Genomic DNA, 16,399 nt, shown 5'->3' with positions numbered 1-16,399 from the left:
GCCGCGCTGCGAATGGTCGTTCGATCAGAACGGGTAGTAGCGGAAGCTGATCAGGCCGATCGACTGGTCGGTGCGCGGCACGCCGTTCGAATTGGCGCTGATGAACAGGTCACGCTGCGTGTAGCTGTACTGCAGACCGACCTGGGCGCGACCGAACGAGCCTTGGTAGATCTTCTGCCACAGGCCACCGGTCGCTTCGCGAACACGGCGGGTGTTGCCACCGCACGTGCCGCCTTCGATGAAACAGCCGCTGTCGTTGGCAAGCAGGTTGCCGGTGCCGAAAGCGCCGGTTTCCGGCGTTGCGCGCTGCAGTTCCTCGCCCGCGTAGCCATAGATGTCGAGCATCTTGGTCGGGTGAAGAACCACGCCCGCGAGGTAGAGGTTTTCATGGATCGGGTGGATCGTGCCATTCGAGTCGAACGTCACGTCAGGCAGCGAGCCTGCGCCGTAACGGCCGATACCCTTGCCCGCCATGCCGGTGAATTGCACATCGAGGAATTGCGGAACGACCTGGAAGTTGATGCTGCCGCCAAAGCTGGCCGCGCCCTTGTTGACGTTGTTGCCGGCGATGACTGCGCTGCCGTTGACGCGCGCGGTGAACGTGCGCTGCAGGCCGAAACCTTCGATGTGCAGCTGATGGCCGCCGATGTTGTCGTCGTAGGCAACCTTGCCGACGAAATCGGGCACGGTGTTGAGCGACAGGTTGTTCGCGCTGTTGAAGCCCGAACCGCCGGCAACGACGTTGGTGACGGTGGCAGGAATGGAGCCGCCGAACGTGGTCTGCGGGTTTTCAGCCGAAGCCGCGATCCACAACTTGTGATCGAGGAAATCGGCGGTGAAGCGAACCTGCGGCGTGCGCGTCCAGGCAAAGCCCGCGACATACTGTGCGTCGATCACCAGAGGGATGACTTCGGCGCGCGGCGTGATGCCCTTGCTCTGCATCGTGACCAGCGACCAGTTCTGCCCTGCGAGGAAATGCAGGCCCTGGCCATCCTTGCTGTAGTCGACCGTGCCGTACAGCACGCGGATACGCGGGTTGTAGCTGTTGCTTTCGTTCGAGTTCGCGGTCTGCGCCGCGCCCTGGAAGTCGAATTCGCCGTACATCGACAGCTTCGTGTGTTGGTTGGCCATGCCTTCGGCCAGGAACGACACGCGGCTCTGGCGCGCGGTCAAGCGGCTTTCGCCTTCGTAGTAGTTGTGCGCGCTGGGGAACGGGATGCCGCCGATATTGGTGGCGATGTCGTTGGTCTGGTTGTGCTGGCGATAGATCCCCGCGAGTTCGAGGAAGCCGCCTGGCGTGAGCTTGATGCCCTTGAAGTAGAACGTGTCGTTGTGATGTTCTTTTTCGACGGCCGACGCGATGGTCGCGCTCGAGATCGACTTCACGTCGTCCTTGGTCGGAACGTTCGTGATTTCCTGGTTGATCGCGCTGACCTGGGTCTGCGTCTGGGCAACCTGTGCCTGGGTCTGGGCGACCTGGGTCTGCGTGGTCGCGGTCGTGTCGCGCTGGTTGCGCATTTCTTCGCGCAGCGACGCGATCTGCGCCTTCAGCTCGTTGACTTCACCGCGCAGCGCCGCATCGTGCGGTGCGGCAGCGGCGTGGTGCTTGACGTGCTTCTTTGTCGCGGCGTGTGCGTTCGGTGCGACGATCGCACCCATTGCCGCCGCTGCCAGCAAGGCATGGTTGAGTTTCATAAGGTGGCCCTTTTCTATGGTAGTTCAGAATGGCCAAACCGCTATGGCTCTGATGTTGCGGTTTTGTGACAAAGTCCTGCGCGGTTGCACGAGGGTCATGGCGCCGGTCGAGACGCTGCTCCCGCTGTGTCCCCGGGGCCACAGATCCCTGCGCAGCGCGCCTGCGACGCCCTCTGTTCGATGGCGCACTACTATAGGGTAACGGCAGCGTCGGTGGCAGGCCTCGGTATTAACCACCTGGCTCATGGCACTGTTAACCGCGATCATACGCTGGCGGCATCGCACTTTTGCCCCGGCTGCCGGCCTTGAAGCAGTCGAGCCTCCCCCTGGCCCGCACGATCAATTGCCAGGCCGCTTAAACGCCGGTGCACCACGGATGTTCCCGCGAATCATATCGCAACGGTGTGGGCAATCGTTTGCGAGCAAAAATGCCGATAAACCCGGGCCGACCGAAAGAAAGGTGTCGTGGCGCGAATTGGCTTGGCGCACGCGATACTGTTTTCATGTGGAATTTTGATACGCAGCGGGATTTTTTACCATTTCGGCGAGCTACTAACCCGGCCTTAACCACACGTAGTTATACACATTTTCTATGAAACGCCTTCGCAACACATTGGCTGCCGGAGCAGCTGTCGCCGGGCTCGTCGGGGGACATTCGGCATATGCTGCCGGAACCCTTGCCGGGACCCTGATCCAGAACACGGCCAACGCCACGTTTTCGAGCGGAACGAGCACAAGCACGATCCAGTCGAACACGGTGACGGTAAAGGTCGATCAGCTGATCGGCGTTGCGGTCACGCCGTTGACGACGACGCCGGTTACGATCGGAAGCGCGCCGGCGGTGCTGATCTATCAGGTGACGAACACCGGCAACGGCTCCGACACCTTTAACCTGACCGGCGCGCCGACCGTCAGCGGCAACGCCTTCAACGCAACTTTACAGACCGTCGCCATCGATACCAACGGCAACGGCGTCTATGACCCGGGTGTCGATACCGTCATCACCAACGGCGCGGCCAGCCAGACGCTGGCACCCGATGCCTCGATCAAAGTCTTCCTGTTGGCGGCGTCACCGACGACCGCAACCGATGCACAGACATCGCAAGTGCGCCTGACCGCTGTTTCGGTGATCGGGTCGGGCACCCCTGGCACGCTGTTTGCCGGCAAGGGCACCGCCGGAGTCGACGCAGTGGTCGGCGCATCGGGCGGCACTGCCAACGCGCTGGCCAGCCTGATCGCCAGCCTGGCGGGCGTTACGCTGACCAAATCGGCCGTCGTTGCCGATCCCTACGGTGGAACCAATCCGGTACCCGGCGCGCTGGTCACGTATACCATCGTCGCACATGTTGCCGGATCGGGCACCGCGGCCAGCCTGACCGTGACCGACGCCTTTCCGGTGGGGACGACCTACCAGGCCAACTCGCTGACGCTGGGCGGAACGGGCCTGACCGACACTGCCGACAGCGATGCGGGCACTGCGTCGGCAACCGGGATTACCGTGACGCTGGGCAGTGTTGCAGGCGGGACCGCCGACAAGACGATCGCTTTCAAAGTCAAGATCAACTGATTTTTGCAACTCCATTTAATCAAGGACATGAAACATGCGCAAACTTACTCGTAATGTGATGACCGCAATGGTGGTTCTGGCTGCTTCTCCGGTTCTGGCGATGGCTGCTCCTGGCGCGGTTGCGCTCGACAGCTCGATCAAGCTGGACAAGGTCACGACCGTCAACGGCCAAACGACCCACCAGTTCGTGGCGCCGGAAAAGGTCGTGCCAGGCAACCATCTGCTGTTCGTGACCGCCTATCGCAACACCAGCGACAAGCCGGTCGACCATTTCGTCGTAACCAATCCGGTTCCCGGCGCAGTCGCGCTCGAAGGCGCCGGTGCCGACAATTTCGAAGTTTCGGTCGATGGCGGCAAGACCTGGGGCAAACTGGCCCAGCTGACCGTCGCCAAACCGGGCGTTGCACCGCACGCCGCACAGGATTCCGATGTCACGACCGTCCGTTGGGTGATCCCCGTGATCGCCCCGGGTGCGTCGGGCACGCTACAATATCACGCCGTGGTCCGCTGAGCGAAACCACATATTTTGTGAGAGCCTGAGGTCCGCGGGCGTGATGTTCGGGGTGCGGACCATTTTTTTGACAAACGTTTAACCATTCAGGAGAATTATAATGAAATACGCCAGCAAGCTGCTGGGCGTGGCGAGCATTTCTGTGCTTGTCGCATTGGGGGCAAGCCCAGCCTATGCTGCAGGTACCCAGGCCGGTACCAGCATCACCAACACTGCCCAGATCAACTACTCGGTAAACAATGTCGCGCAGACGGCCGGTTCGGCATCGAACACCGTCCTGGTCGACCGCAAGGTGATCTTTACCGTCAACAACGTCGGCGCGACCACCACGGTCACACCTGGCCAGTCGGTTGCCTATGACACGTTCACCGTTGCCAACACATCGAACGACACGCTCGATTTCTCGTTGTCGGCTGTGAACCAGGCGATCGGCGCGTCCGCGCAGCACGGTGGCACCGACGCATTCGGCGTGTCGGGCTTTACCTACTTCATCGATACGAACGGCAACGGAACGTATGACTCGGGCACCGACCAGCAGATCACGTATCTCGACGAAGTCGCGCCCGACACCAGCAAGACGGTGTTTGTCGTGGCCAGCGTGCCACTGACGGCGACCAACACCCAGGTTTCGGGTATCGTTCTGACCGCACAGGGTCAACTGGGCGGAACGCCCGGAACGCAGGGCGCCAATCTGGTCGCCAGCACGGGCGCGTGGACACCCGGTACCGTTCAGACGATCTTTGCCGACGCGGCCGGCACGGGCGGGCTTGATGCGCAATACGACGACAAGTACTCGGCCAAGGGCGACTATACGGTTTATGCCCCGGTGCTGACGCTGACCAAGCAGTCGACGATCGTTTCGGATCCGATCAACGGTACCACGAACCCGAAATCGATCCCGGGTGCGACGATCGAATATTGCATCGTCGTGCAGAACGGTTCGGGCGGCGCGCCGACGACAGCCCTGTCGGTAAGCGATCCCCTGCCGACCACCGTCACGTATCTGTCGAGCTTCGGCATCGTGCTCAACGGCACGTACACGGGCACGACCTGCAATACCGACGGCACCACCGGAACCGTGGCGAACAGCAGCTTTGCCACTGCGACGTCGGGCAATTCCGGCACTGCGAACGGAACGCTGAACAACGTTTCGGCTGGCGGCGCAACGACCATGCGCATCCGCGCAACCATTAATTAAGCAGAAAGGGGCGGGGGATTTGCGTCTCCCGCCCGCTTTCAAACCGATGGTTCGAACAATCCCGCCCTTGAAACTGGCGGTGAAGGGACTGGTTGCCCTGCTCGTCCTGCTTTGCGCAGCGGCGGGGGGTGAAGGCGCGTGCGCCCAGACCATTTCCAACACTGCCTATGCCAGCTGGCCCGTCGGTGGCCAGACGGCAACTGTCGCCTCGAACACGGTCATATTCAACGAAGCCATCCTGCCGGTTACAGTTCAGACCTATCTGGCATCACAGTCTGGAACGTCCACTTTGACGTACCAGGCGACGCAATGTGCGATGACGACAGTATCGTCTGCGTCTTCGCTGGCCGCGGCATCGCCCGCCGGCAGCGCGCAGACCAGAGTCGTGCCCGCCGCGACCATCACCATTGGTCAGGCATTCTTCTTTACGGTCTCGATGCCACAGGGCAATCTCAGCCCCACCGCGATCGACCATATCACTGCCGTCATCACTACCACGAGCGGCGACCGCGAAACGCTGAACATCGCCGAGACCGGCGCAAACACAGGCGTGTTTGCCGGCTCCATTTCGACTGCCGCAATTCCGCCGTCACCCGCGCCCGGCGATTGTGTCCTGTCGGTCGGTGGGGGCGATGCGATCACCATTCAGCCCGAATTCCCAGGCGCCAGTCTCACGCCGACCACTGGGACCGTCAATGTGCTGGCCGATCCATTCGGCGAAGTCTTTTCCAGCGACGACGGCACTCCGGTCAACGGCGCGACTGTGGCGATCGTCGATGCCACGACCGGCGCACCGGTTCCCGTTTATGCTGACGATGGCGCCACCAGCTGGCCCTCGATCGTGCAGACGGGTTCTGCAGTGGTGGACGGCGCAGGCGTTTCGCATACGCTTCCGGCCGGAGAATATCGCTTTCCCAAAGTGCACCTCGGCACCTATCGCATTGTTATCACACCGCCGGCGCCTTACACCGCGCCGTCGAAACTGACCCCAGCGCAATTGTCGGCGCTCAAGCGCGTCGACGGCTCGGCGGTCAAGATTTCGCCTGCGTCGTATGGCCGGGTGTTCTCGGTTGCCGATACGATGCCGATCCAGATCGACATCCCGGTCGATCGTCCGGTCACTGCGGCAAAGATCACCAAAGTCGCCTCGATCAGCGAAGCGCAGCCCGGCGACCTGGTCGCCTATACCGTCACTGTGTCCAACAGCGATACCGCCCACGCCATGCGCGGGCTGATACTGACCGACAAGCCGTCGACGCTGCTGCGCCTGCGCACTGGTTCGGTGAAGATCGATGGCGTGACGGCTGCCAATGCCGTGTTTGCGCCCGACGGTTCGCTGCTGACGGTGCCGCTGGGCAATCTGGCCAGCGGTGGGACGCGCCAGATCACCTATACCGCGACCGTACGCCCGAAATCCGGCACCAATCGTGCCGAAAATACCGCGACAGTTACCGACATCACCGGCACCACCGCGTCGGCCAATGCCGTTGTGCGGATCGACGAAGACGGCTTGTCAAGCCGGATGACATTGGTAGGTGAGATCACAGATGGCGGCTGCGGTCTGGCGAACGGCCATCGCGGCATCCCGGGCGTGCGCGTCATGCTCGAAGACGGCAGCTTTGCGATCACCGACCGGAACGGCCGCTATCATTTCGACGGCCTGGTCCCGGGCACCCATGTCGTGCAGGTCGCCCCGCAGACCTTGCCCGAAGGCGGCACGTTCGTGCTGTGCGGCGGCGGGACGCGTGCCGCGGGCAGCGCAATCAGCCGCTTTGTCGTGGGCGACGGCGGCAGCCTGATGGTTGCCAATTTCCACGCCGAGTTGATCAAGGCGCAGGCGTCGGCCGCACCTGTCGATATCAAGGCCGAAGTCGAGCGCGCCGAGCGTGTCGCGGCCGGCGCGGAAACCGACTGGCTGGCACAGGGCAAAGGCGTGCCCGAGATCCTGTTTCCCGCGGCCGATCACAATCCGCGCAGCCCTGCGGTCCGCATCGTCATCCGCCATGGTGCAAACCAGACGATCGATCTGTCGGCCAATGGCAAGCCGGTGTCGGCGCTGATGCGCGACACGACCAAAGTCGCCGCCGATCAGAGCTTTGCGATCAGCATCTGGCGCGGCGTGCCGATCGATGGCGAAACCACCGAACTGACCGCCGATGTGCGCAATGCCGATGGCAGCATAGCCGGCCATCTGGCGCGCACTGTCCATTTCAACAATGTTGCGTTCAGCGGGCAGATCGTTGCCGAGCGCACGCATCTGCTGGCCGATGGCCGCACGCGGCCGGTGCTCGCGGTGCGCATTCTCGATCGCAACGGCCGCCCGGTGCATGCCGGGCTGTCGGGCGAAGTCGCGATTTCGGCGCCGTATGAAAGCGCCGATGCGATCGACATGATGCAGTCGCGCGCGCTGTCGGGCCTGACCCGCCAGGCGCCGCACTGGACAGTGAAAGGCGACGACGGCGTTGCCCTGATCGAACTGGCGCCGACGATGGCCAGTGGCGCGCTGCAGCTGCAGTTCAACTTTACCGACAACGATCAGCATCACAGCCAGACGCTCGAAAGCTGGGTCAAGCCGGGCAAGATCGACTGGACGATCGTGGGCCTGGCCGAAGGCAGCCTGGGCGCGCGCACGATCGCCGACAACATGGACAAGACCAGCGCGATTTCGAGCGACCTGGGCCAGCATGCGCGCACCGCATTCTATGCAAAGGGCCGCATCCTGGGCAAATTCCTGGTCACGCTGGCCTATGACAGCGCCAAGCAGGCCGCCGACCAGACCGTGCTCGGCACGATCGACCCGCGGGCCTATTACACGGTCTATGGCGATGGTTCGAGCCGGCGGTTCGATGCTGCCAGCCGCAACAAGCTGTATGTCCGCATCGAAACCGCAACGTTCTATGCCATTTTCGGCGATGTCGAAGCGGGCTTCAACCAGACCGCGCTGGCCAGGTTTTCGCGTACCGCCACGGGGCTGAAGTCCGAGGCGCGGATTGGCGGCCTGCATCTGCAGGGTTTTGCCGCGCGCACCTCGACGACGCATCGCCATGACGAAATCGCAGGCAACGGCCTGTCCGGCCCGTACCCGCTGTCATCGAACGCGATCATGCTCAACACCGAGCGGGTAACGGTCGAGGCGCGTGATCACGTGCGCCCCGATATCGTGCTGAGCTCGACCACGCTGACCGCCTATGCCGATTACACGATCGACCCGATTGCCGGCACGATCACGTTCAAATCGCCGCTGCTGTCGCGCGATTCCGGTCTGAACCCGCAATACGCCGTGATCGATTACGACATCGATCCCACGATTGCCGGAGCGGACAAATTCGTCGGCGCGGCGCGCGCGGATTTTACCACGCGTGACAAACGCCTGCGCGTCGGCGCCACGGTGATCAGCGACACGACCTCGCAAGGGTCATCGACCGGGCGCAGCACCGAGGCTGCCGCCGACCTGAAGTTCCAGATCACCCGGACCACAGAACTGCGGGCCGAAGGCGCGGTGTCGACCTTTGCCGGCGCTGTGTCGCGCGCCTGGCTGATCCAGGAAGAGCATCACGACAAACTGCTCGACGTGGTCGCCTATGCACGCAGCGCGGACCTGAATTTCGGCGTCGGCCAGACCGGTGACGCACAACTGGGCCATCGCCGCGTCGGGGTGGATGCGCGCAAGAAACTGTCGCCGAAATTCGCGCTCGCTGCCAGCCTGTGGCTCGACGACGGGCTGGGTGTGATCGACAACCGCAAGCAGGCTTCGTTCAAGCTGCAATACCACGACAAGAATACGCAGGCGAACCTGGGCATGACCACGCTGCAGCAGAACGACGGCGTGACCAATGGCCGGTCGACGACCGTCGATGCCAGTGTCACGCAAAAACTGCTGAACAACCGGCTGGAGCTGTCGGCGGCGACGTCGGTGCCGCTGGGCGGCGCCGATGCGGCCAGCCTGCCCGGCAGCCTGACCGTGGGCGCGCGTTATGCGCTGAACAGCCATACGCGCCTGATCGGCAGCTATGAACTGGCCGACAGCAGCGAGCTGAAAACGCGCACCGGCCGTATCGGCATCGACATGCAGCCGTGGAAGGGCGGCCATGCGACGGCCGGGCTGGGCAACCAGAATATCGATGAAAACATGGCCCGCGCGTTCGCCAATTTCGGCCTGTCGCAAAGCTTTGCGCTCAACAAGCGGCTGACGCTCGATGCCACGCTCGATACCAACAAGGTGCTGTCGGGCGGCTCGCTCGCCGGGCTGGGGTCGGCCGTGACCGGTCTGCCAAGCGTATCGAGCCCGACCACGACGACCAGCCTGGCCGGTTCGGGCAGCTCGGCAAGTTCTGCCGGTACCCTGACTGGCGTATCGACAGGTAACGGGATCGCCACGACGTCACTGGTCGAAAACTACACTGCGGTCACGCTGGGCATGGCCTGGCACAAGGATTTGTGGAGCGCGACGGTGCGCGGCGAATACCGCACCGGAGAACTGTCGCAGCGCCATGGCTTGACCGCGGGCCTGATCCACCAGCTGGGCGATGGCGAAATGCTGGGGTCGGGGCTGACCTATACGCATGCCGTGGGGACCACCGGTACGATTACCGACGTGCTCGATGCGACGGTCGCGATGGCCTGGCGCCCGCATTTCTCGGCCTTCGCATGGCTGGCGCGCGCCGAATATCGCACGGATTATGCGCTGATCGGTACCGACAGCACCACGTCGAAAGTGCCCTCGCTGGCGACCGCGGCAGCGGGCAGTTCGCTGGCGCCTGGCCTGACCAGCGGCGACGCCCATGCGCGGCGGCTGATCCTGTCGGCTTCGGTCAACTGGACGCCGCACGGCCGTGACGATGGCGAATTGGCGGAACGCAGCGAGGTCAGCCTGTTTGTCGCCGCGCGTCGCAATTTCGATGCCTATGACGGCTATAACCTTGCGGGCACGACACTGATGGCCGGGGTGGGCGCGCATGTCGGCATTGGCGAAAAGGTCGAAATCGGTGGCCAGGCTTCGGTGCTGACCAGCCCGACCGATCACACGACGCGGTTTTCGATCGGGCCGAGCATCGGGTTCGTGCCGGCGAAAAACGTGCTGATGATGGTGGGCTACAACATCAGGGGCTATCGCGATGCGGACTTTGCCGCCGCGAACAGCACGCACAAGGGCGTATTCGTCAGCATGCGGCTGAAATTCGACACCAGCACGTTCGGGTTCCTCGGGCTGGACAGCAAAGTTCGCCGGTAAATATCCGCGTCGAGCTCAGTTCACCTTTGCCTGGATCGTGATCGCAAAGTTGGGCGCAGTGCCGTTCGATCCGGCCATAGTGCCTTTGGGGTTGAGGCAGATGTAGCGCACCGCCGGGTCAAACGCTGATGTCGGCGTGTAATTGCACGCGGCAAAGCTCGTCGGCGCCGTGGTGGCTTTGGAAAACGCGATGTCGGTGCTGGCGGTAAAAGTCAGCGCGCTGGTTGGCGATCCCTGGGTAAACACCGGTGTTGCCGCAGTGCCAACCGACAATTGCGTGGGCAGGGTATCGACGATCAGCACGGTGTTGGAATCGACCACCGACGGGCCGGAATTGCTCACGGTGAGCGTATAGGCGACGATCGCGCCGGGGATTGATCTGGGTGTGTTCGTGCCGTTGATCGGGTCCGACACCAGCGCCGAAGTCTTGACGATGGTCAGGTTGGCGTTCGACGCGACCTTGGTGTTGGTCAGCGTGCACAGCACGACATCGCCCATCGCGGGCGTGATGCTGCCGGTCACGGTGGTCGGCAATTTGGTCGCCGACCCGGCGTAGCTGTTGGTGCAGCCAAGGCCCGTCGTATACTGGCTGGTCAGCGTCGTGCCCGATGCGGCTTCGTTGAACGTATAGGCGGTGCCGGCGGTGACTTGTGTCTGCGGCGTAACGTTGGTCGCAAGGGTTGCGGCCGAGCCGGTGGTGGTGGCAGTGGCGATCGTGTTGCCCGCTTGCGCGATGTTCACGACGAACTGATCGCCTGTGAATTGCCGGCCACCCGTGCCCAGCGCTTTTTGGAGCGTAAGGTGGGGATAGGGCGTTTCGGTAAAGATGCACATGACATCATCGCCATAGGCGAGCGAGCCGAGCGAATAATTCGAGGTCGTCACGCCGGTCGGCATGGCGGTCGCCGATCCCGAGGTCGAGTTGGTGCAGGTCAGGCTGGAGACGTAGTGGCTCAGCGTGTCGGTACTGCCCGCCGCCATCGACTGGGTCAGCGTCAGGGGTACCCCCGACGCGGTCGCGATCCCGGCGATGCCGAACCCTGTCAGCGCGGTGCCGGCCGATGTCGCGTTGATGAGCGTGGCGCCGGTGGTGGTCGATGAGATCCCGTATGTGAACTGATCGGCGGCGGCGACACGCGCCGCGGCAATCGTCGTGTTGAGCCGGAGTGAGGCAAACCGCACTGCGACCATGAATCCTTGCAGGCCCCCCGAAACCAGCGTGGTGGTGATCGTGGTCGGCTTGGTCGTGCCGAAGACATAGGCGCCGACAGTGGCGTTGGCGTTGCCGGTCAAAGTCGCGGTGTTGGTGACAATCGCTTCGGTCGGATAGCTGCTGCCGCTGGTCGGGCCAGCCTGGTCGAGCACCACCCAATTGCCGCCATTGGTCACGAATTGCAGCGTTTCGCCCGAATTGGTGGATTCGCCATCGGCAAAAGCCATCATGTAATTGGTCGCCGCCGTGCCCCCGGAGGGCGGGGTAAGCGTAAGCGCGGAAATCGTTGCCGTCGTGTTACCGCCGCCCGTGGCGTAAAGGACCGGCAGGCCGCCGATGCCCAGCATCGCGGTGTTGCCAATGGCCGCGCCTGTCCATGACGGGCTGGACACCGGGTTCAGCGAAACGCCGGTGACTTTCAGGTTGAATTGCATGACCGTGCCGTCCTGCAGGGTCAGGCTGAAATTCTGGCCACTGGCGGACATCGCAGTCGTGTTGTTGTATGTTGAAAAATCGACCCAGCAATACGATTGCCAGTCGTTCGGACCGGTGCTGCCCTGTGACGTCGGCGGGTAGCAATTGGCCGCAAATGCGGCTGTGGCCGACAGGGCCCAGAGCGTTGCCAGAAAAAGCGCGCGGCGCACGAAAGCCAAGAAGTTTGCGAACATGGCAAGCGGTATGGCGCAACCGCGACTCGGCTGCAATCGGCGCTTGCGGCGAAGTCTGTGAAGATTTCGCACGAATTGCGATAATGATGTGCAAAGACAGGCGAATGGGAGAACGATCGATGCTTGCCAGACGGCTGACCCGTTATTTTCTTGTCGCGGCCTACTTTGCGGCAGGTGTGCTTCATCTGGCAAAGCCTGCGCCGTTCCTGACGATCACACCCGCGTGGGTGCCCGATGCGCCGCTGGTCATCGCGTTGACCGGGCTGGCCGAACTGGCGGGCGCGATCGGTCTTGCGCAACCGGTGTCGCCGCGCCTGCGCGTGGCGGCCGGGTGGGGGCTGGCGGCCTATGCTTTGTGCGTCTGGCCCGCCAATGTCCATCACATGATGATGGATCTGGCACGCCCGGACCGCGGCCTGGGCTGGGCCTATCACGGCCCCCGCATGATCGCCCAGCCGGTGCTGATCTGGGCCGCGCTGTGGTGCAGCGGGGCGCTGGATCGGTTCAAACGCGCGCGATAACCCGCGCTAGTAAATTTCCGGCACATACAGCTCGGGTGGTACCGGGTGCCGCACATAGTCCGCATGGTGCAGTCGCGCGGGCAGGGTGATGTCCTGCTTGGGCACATCTTCATAAGGGATCTGCGCCAGCAGATGCGTGATGCAGTTCAGCCGCGCGCGGCGCTTGTCATTGGCCGCAACCACCCACCAGGGCGCTTTTTCGGTATGCGTGCGCGCCAGCATTTCTTCCTTGGCCTTGGTATAATCTTCCCAGTGCACGCGGCTTTCCATATCCATCGGTGACAGTTTCCACTGTTTCAGCGGATCGTGGATCCGCATCTGGAAGCGGAATTCCTGCTCGTCGTCGGTGATCGAAAACCAGTATTTGATCAGGATGATGCCCGATTGCACCAGCATGTTTTCGAATTCGGGCACGGTGCGGAAAAAATCGGCGACATCGGTTTCGCTGCAGAACCCCATGACGCGCTCGACCCCGGCGCGGTTGTACCACGAGCGGTCGAACAGCACGATTTCGCCCTCGGTCGGCAGATGCGGGACATACCGCTGAAAATACCACTGGTGCCGCTCGCGCTCGGTTGGCGCGGGCAGGGCCACGACGCGGCAGGTGCGCGGGTTCAGCCGCTGCGTCACGCGCTTGATCGCACCGCCCTTGCCCGCCGAATCGCGGCCTTCGAACAGCACCACGACTTTCAGTTTCTTGTACTGGACCCAGTCCTGCAACCGCACCAGCTCGTGCTGCAGCCGGAACAATTCACGGAAATACGTGCCCCGGTCCATACGCTTGCGATCGTGCGCCAGCCCTTCCTGGGTCAGCAGCTCGAGATGCGCCTCGTCCATTTCGAGCTCGAGCTCTTCGTCGAAGCTGTCGACGATTTCGTCCTTCATGCGCTCGAGGTTGTACCGGGTGTTGTCGTCCATGGCTCATTCTCCGCAGCGCAGGCGTGGATTAAACACGGCCGGCCTATCTTGTCGATATGACAAGTGCGCTACGCGGCCGGCCGGCGATGGCATCGGCAAGTATGCAAAGGGCATACCCAACAGGCCATCACCGGCGCGAAGCCTATTTGGCTGGAGCGGCAACCGCCGCTGCAGCGGGCGGCGGCGGGGGTGGCGGCGCGCCGGGGCCATGATCGGGACCGTCCCCGGGGCCATTTTCGCGTTCGTCACCGGGGCCATCGTCAGGCCCGTGGCGCGGTCCGTGGTGGTGGCCAGGTCCGCCATGCGGGCCGTCCAGCGGTTCCAGCGCAGTGACCTTGGCATCCGGGCCGACCAGGAATGATGCATGCATGAAACCGCGGTCGAAACGGCCCTGAACGGTCACGTCCTCGCCCACGGTCACCAGCGCGCGTTCGCCATGCGGGCCGGTGTCGACCAGCGCACGGCCGCTGGTATCGGCCATGATGAACTTGTTGCCGTAGATTTCGGCGACACGGCCCTTGACCGTCACGATGGTGCCGGACGTCAGCGAATGGATGGCAACCGGGACGGCGGGGGCCATCGTCACGGTGGGTTGCCCTGCGTGCATGGCAATGGCGCCCGCGCCGCCGCCGAGCGCGACGAAAGCTGCGGCGATGGCCACCATGGCGCGGTTGCTGCCGGCAAAGCGCCGGCGATCGGTTGGTTCAGACATTGGGGTATCAGACATCGGTATCTCCTTTTAGCTATCCGATGACCATCGTTTACCCGATTCGTTCCGACGCACGCTGAACCCTGTGGTTCAGGTTCGGTTGGGGTTGGCGGGCTAGTCGGGGCCCGAAAGGACGAGATTGTGCGGATACTTGTGGTCGAAGACGACAGCACCCTGGCCGACGGGATCGCGCGCGCGCTGCGCGCGGAAAACTTTGCGGTCGATGTTGCGGGCAATGGCGAGGACGGTGGCCATCTTGGCGCGACCGAATTGTATGACGCCGCCGTGCTCGATCTGGGCCTGCCGTTGCGCGACGGCATTTCGGTCCTGCGCGACTGGCGCGCACAAGGGCGCACGTTGCCCGTGCTGATCCTGACCGCACGCGATGGCTGGTCCGAAAAAGTCGCCGGGTTCAAGGCGGGCGCCGATGATTATCTGACCAAGCCGTTTCGCGTCGAGGAAGTCGTGATGCGGCTGCGCGCGCTGGTCCGCCGCGCCGCCGGGCACGCCGGATCGCGGATAGTATGCGGCCCGGTCGCGTTCGATGCGCAACTCGGCCTGTTCGAGCTGGACGGGTTGCCGCTGAAGCTGACCGCGTTCGAATGGCGGGTGCTGTCGGCGCTGATGCTGCGCAAGGAGGTCGTGATCGAGCGCGCGCAATTGATCGAGCGGGTTTACGAAGGCGATGCCGACGTCGATTCCAATTCGATCGAGGTCATCATCGGCCGGTTGCGGCGCAAGATCGGCGCAGGCATGATCGAAACCGTGCGGGGGCGGGGGTATCGCCTGACCGCCGGATCATGACCCTCATACCGCGTTCGCTGTTCGGGCGGCTGCTCGGCATTGCTGCGCTTACCACGCTGGTGGCGCTGGTGTTTGCCGGCTTTGCGATCGGCCATGTGCTCGAACGGTTTGTCACACAAGGGCTGGATCAGCAGCTCGACGCCCAGGTCGACGTGCTGGCGCGCGCCATACGCCGCGATGGCTCGCTGGATCGTGCGCGCGCAATCAGCCTGCCGGCATTCGACGAACCGGGCTCTGGCTGGGGCTGGCGCGTGGATGGCCCGGCAGGCGCGTGGACGCACGGCGCCGCCATCGATGCGCCGCGTATGTCCGACATGCCAGATCCGCCGTTGGGGCCGGACAGGCCCGGCCCGGCGGCAGGCCATCCCCACCCGGCGGCAGGCCATCCCCACCCGGGGGACAATCATGACGTGCATTTTCGCCGGATCGCGGTGGATACGTCCGCTGGCCCGGTGGTGCTGACCGCCGCAGGCCCGCGCGCGGTCGCGATCGCCCCGCTGCACGAGGCGCTGGTGCCGCTGCTGGTCTCGCTCTGCGTGCTGGGCGCGGGGTTGGCCGGCGCGACACTGTTGCAATTGCGGCTTGGCCTGGCCCCGCTGCGCCGGCTCCGGCTGGAACTGGCCGAGGTACGGTCGGGCCGGCTGCACTATATTTCAAGCGGCCTGCCTGCCGAAATCGCGCCGCTGGCAACCGAGCTCAACGCGCTGATCGATCAGAACGAACAGGGCCTGGCGCACGCCCGCCGGCATGTGTCGAACCTGGCGCATGGCCTGAAGACCCCGCTCGCCGCGCTCGGGCTGAAACTGGCCGAGCCCGGGCGCGATCCCGATGGCAGCCTGGGCGCGATGGTCGATCAGATCGACCGGCGGGTGCGCCATCATCTGGGCCGCGCCCGCGCGCGCGCGCAGGGCGGCAGCGCCCGAAGCCGGACGCCGCTGGCTCCGGCGATCGCCGACATTGCCGGCGCGCTGGCCCGGATCCACGCCGAACGGCCTGTGGGCATCGCGATCGATGTGGCGGCGGACTTCATCGTCGCGATCGATCCGCAGGATCTGGACGAGATCGTCGGCAATCTGCTCGACAATGCCTGGCAGCATGCAAGCGCGACGATTACCGTTGGCGCGCGGATGGTCGAAGCCTCCATCGAACTGACGATCGCGGATGACGGGCCGGGGCTCGACCACGGTGCGATACGCGATGCGCTGGCGCCCGGACGCAGGATCGACGAGCGCGGGGACGGCCACGGTTTCGGTTTGCCGATCGCGCAGGAACTGCTCGAAATCAACGGTGGCAGCCTGGCGCTCGAGCCGGCCTCCGGCGGCGGCCTGCGCGCGGTTATATTGATGCCCGTCGCGCCATGACCTG

Annotated in this window: 11 protein-coding genes; 7 read left to right on the top strand and 4 right to left on the bottom strand. The window is 63.8% G+C overall.

Annotated features, from left to right (window positions below; all coding sequences use genetic code 11):
- Window positions 1-24 precede the first annotated feature (24 nt).
- Window positions 25-1,695 (bottom strand): hypothetical protein, encoded by a 1,671-nt coding sequence (locus ACOOE2_RS15885; protein WP_420383967.1) that lies wholly within the window; start codon window positions 1,693-1,695, stop codon window positions 25-27.
- A gap of 592 nt (window positions 1,696-2,287) precedes the next feature.
- Between ACOOE2_RS15885 and ACOOE2_RS15880 the strand changes: the two genes are divergently transcribed.
- The 4 genes from ACOOE2_RS15880 (at window position 2,288) to ACOOE2_RS15865 (ending at window position 10,201) form a co-directional block, all read left to right on the top strand.
- On the top strand, window positions 2,288-3,262 hold the full coding sequence (locus ACOOE2_RS15880) for a hypothetical protein (RefSeq protein WP_420383966.1): 975 nt from the start codon (window positions 2,288-2,290) through the stop codon (window positions 3,260-3,262).
- A 34-nt stretch (window positions 3,263-3,296) separates the two neighbouring features.
- Entirely contained in the window at window positions 3,297-3,773 is a 477-nt protein-coding gene (locus ACOOE2_RS15875) for a hypothetical protein (protein ID WP_420383965.1), read from the top strand.
- Window positions 3,774-3,873: 100 nt separating this feature from the next.
- On the top strand, window positions 3,874-4,971 hold the full coding sequence (locus tag ACOOE2_RS15870; RefSeq protein WP_420383964.1) for a hypothetical protein: 1,098 nt from the start codon (window positions 3,874-3,876) through the stop codon (window positions 4,969-4,971).
- A gap of 79 nt (window positions 4,972-5,050) precedes the next feature.
- Complete coding sequence (locus tag ACOOE2_RS15865; protein WP_420383963.1) at window positions 5,051-10,201, top strand: hypothetical protein; 5,151 nt, start codon at window positions 5,051-5,053, stop codon at window positions 10,199-10,201.
- 15 nt (window positions 10,202-10,216) lie between these two features.
- On the opposite strand, the gene ACOOE2_RS15860 is transcribed toward ACOOE2_RS15865, so the two are convergent.
- The gene (locus tag ACOOE2_RS15860; RefSeq protein WP_420383962.1) at window positions 10,217-12,082 is read right to left on the bottom strand and encodes a CshA/CshB family fibrillar adhesin-related protein; all 1,866 of its coding nucleotides are present in this window, start codon (window positions 12,080-12,082) and stop codon (window positions 10,217-10,219) included.
- Between the two features lie 119 nt (window positions 12,083-12,201).
- Between ACOOE2_RS15860 and ACOOE2_RS15855 the strand changes: the two genes are divergently transcribed.
- Window positions 12,202-12,603, top strand: coding sequence for a DoxX family protein (locus ACOOE2_RS15855; protein ID WP_420383961.1), 402 nt, complete (start codon window positions 12,202-12,204; stop codon window positions 12,601-12,603).
- A 6-nt stretch (window positions 12,604-12,609) separates the two neighbouring features.
- On the opposite strand, the gene ppk2 is transcribed toward ACOOE2_RS15855, so the two are convergent.
- Both ppk2 and ACOOE2_RS15845 read right to left on the bottom strand, forming a co-directional pair.
- Window positions 12,610-13,521, bottom strand: a complete 912-nt coding sequence (gene ppk2 / locus ACOOE2_RS15850) for a polyphosphate kinase 2 (protein WP_420383960.1) — start codon at window positions 13,519-13,521, stop codon at window positions 12,610-12,612.
- A gap of 142 nt (window positions 13,522-13,663) precedes the next feature.
- Window positions 13,664-14,248, bottom strand: a complete 585-nt coding sequence (locus ACOOE2_RS15845) for a hypothetical protein (RefSeq protein ID WP_420383959.1) — start codon at window positions 14,246-14,248, stop codon at window positions 13,664-13,666.
- A 123-nt stretch (window positions 14,249-14,371) separates the two neighbouring features.
- Here ACOOE2_RS15845 and ACOOE2_RS15840 point away from each other — a divergent pair, with 123 nt between their 5' ends.
- Both ACOOE2_RS15840 and ACOOE2_RS15835 read left to right on the top strand, forming a co-directional pair.
- Complete coding sequence (locus ACOOE2_RS15840) at window positions 14,372-15,034, top strand: response regulator (RefSeq protein WP_420383958.1); 663 nt, start codon at window positions 14,372-14,374, stop codon at window positions 15,032-15,034.
- The gene (locus ACOOE2_RS15835; protein WP_420383957.1) at window positions 15,031-16,395 is read left to right on the top strand and encodes an ATP-binding protein; all 1,365 of its coding nucleotides are present in this window, start codon (window positions 15,031-15,033) and stop codon (window positions 16,393-16,395) included. Before ACOOE2_RS15840 ends, ACOOE2_RS15835 begins: the two co-directional genes overlap by 4 nt.
- Window positions 16,396-16,399: the final 4 nt, after the last annotated feature.

This window comes from Novosphingobium sp., from assembly GCF_965214355.1.
Taxonomy (GTDB): domain Bacteria; phylum Pseudomonadota; class Alphaproteobacteria; order Sphingomonadales; family Sphingomonadaceae; genus Novosphingobium.
The sequence above is the reverse complement of the archived record's forward strand: the minus strand, read 5'-3'. Positions and strand labels throughout refer to the sequence as shown.